The organism is Amycolatopsis rhizosphaerae (assembly GCF_007713715.1).
Classification (GTDB): domain Bacteria; phylum Actinomycetota; class Actinomycetes; order Mycobacteriales; family Pseudonocardiaceae; genus Amycolatopsis_E; species Amycolatopsis_E rhizosphaerae.
Map to the genome: position 1 here is coordinate 1 of NZ_VJWX01000837.1, position 1,480 is coordinate 1,480.

The 1,480-nt window shown below is 73.6% G+C and carries 2 protein-coding genes; both read left to right on the forward strand.

Annotated features, from left to right (window positions below):
* Window positions 1-173 precede the first annotated feature (173 nt).
* Window positions 174-800, forward strand: coding sequence for a TIGR03085 family metal-binding protein (locus FNH05_RS37270; RefSeq protein WP_144593523.1), 627 nt, complete (start codon window positions 174-176; stop codon window positions 798-800).
* Window positions 801-877: 77 nt separating this feature from the next.
* Window positions 878-1,345 carry a GreA/GreB family elongation factor gene (locus tag FNH05_RS37275; RefSeq protein WP_144593524.1) on the forward strand — a complete coding sequence of 156 codons (468 nt, stop codon included), beginning with the start codon at window positions 878-880 and terminating at the stop codon, window positions 1,343-1,345.
* Window positions 1,346-1,480 lie beyond the last annotated feature (135 nt).

Sequence of the window (1,480 nt, forward strand, 5' to 3'; positions counted from 1 at the left end):
GGCCACCGCCGCGCTCGCCGAACCGGTGTTGATCGCCTCGGCGGGGGTGGACACCTTCGACGGGCTCCGGGGCGCGCACCCCGACGGGCGGTGGTGGGAATTCAGCCGGACGGTGGTCGTCGACGGGGCCGCGCCGCGCGCCCTTTCACCTACCAACGAGTAAGGTCGGGCCCGTGGGTGTAGCCGCAGACGAACGCCGTGCGTTGAGTGTCCTTTTCGAAGAGGTCGGGCCGGACGCGCCCACCCTGTGCGAGGGGTGGCGGACGCGGGATCTCGCCGCGCACCTGGTGGTCCGGGAGCACCGGCCGGATGCCGCCCTCGGCATCCTGCTGCCCCCGCTGGCCTCCCACCTGCGCCGCGTGCAGGACGGCTACGCGGCCGAGCCGTGGGACAGGCTGGTGGCGCGGGTGCGCTCGGGCCCGGCCCGGTTCTGGCCGACCTCGATCCCCGCGGTGGACGAGCTGGCCAACACCGCCGAGTTCCTGGTCCACCACGAGGACGTGCGCCGCGCGCAACCGGGCTGGGAACCGCGCGCGGCCGACACGGCACGGGACGCCGCGGCCTGGAAGACCGCGCGCGGGCTGGCCAAGGTGACGCTGCGGAAATCACCCGTGGGCGTGATCCTGCGGACGGAGGACGGCCGCACGGCCCCCGCGAAGGCCGGACCCGACGCGGTCACCCTGACCGGCACCCCGGTCGAACTGCTGCTGTTCCTGTTCGGCCGCGAGGAGGTGCGGATCTCCTTCGAGGGTTCCGCCTCGGCGATCGAAAAGGTCAAGGCACTCAAGCGCGGCTTCTGATCGCGAGCGGACCGGCCGTCACGCGGGCATGCTGAAAGTGGACCACGCGTTGGGCGGACGGAAAGGATGCGAGCGACATGGCGAACGGCAAGCCCGCCGTCAGCGGCGAAGCCCGGGTCCGGCTGGAACAGGAGCTGGCCACGCTGCGCGACCGGCGCGCGGAGCTGGCCGCCGAGGCCCGCGCACTGGACCGGGTGGGTGACCGCGCCGACGACGCCGACGCACTCCGCCTCGAGGACGACATCGCGGCACTGGACGCGAGGATGACGCAACTGACGAGGGTCCTGGCCGGAGCCAGGGCCGGGGCGGGCGGCGTGCCCGACGGCACGACCGTGACCGTCCGGTTCGCCGACGGCACCGTGCAGCCCTTCCGGGTGGTCGCCGTCACCGAGGAGATCCCGGCAGGCCAGGAGGACAGCACGGTCACCACGGACAGCCCGCTGGGGCTGGCACTGGCCGGTCACCAGGCCGGGGACACCATCAGCTATCCCGCCCCCGCCGGCGAGGTGCGCGCCGAGATCCTTTCACTGGAACTACCCTCCTGACGCCCGAATCCGGTCCCGGCGTTGCCGAGCTGCCGTGAGGGTCCCCTCACCGCCGATACGGCCAGGGTCCCGGCAAAGTCCGGTCCGCTCGCGGTGTGGGACGCGCCCGCCGGGCGAGTCCCACCCTCGTGCGCC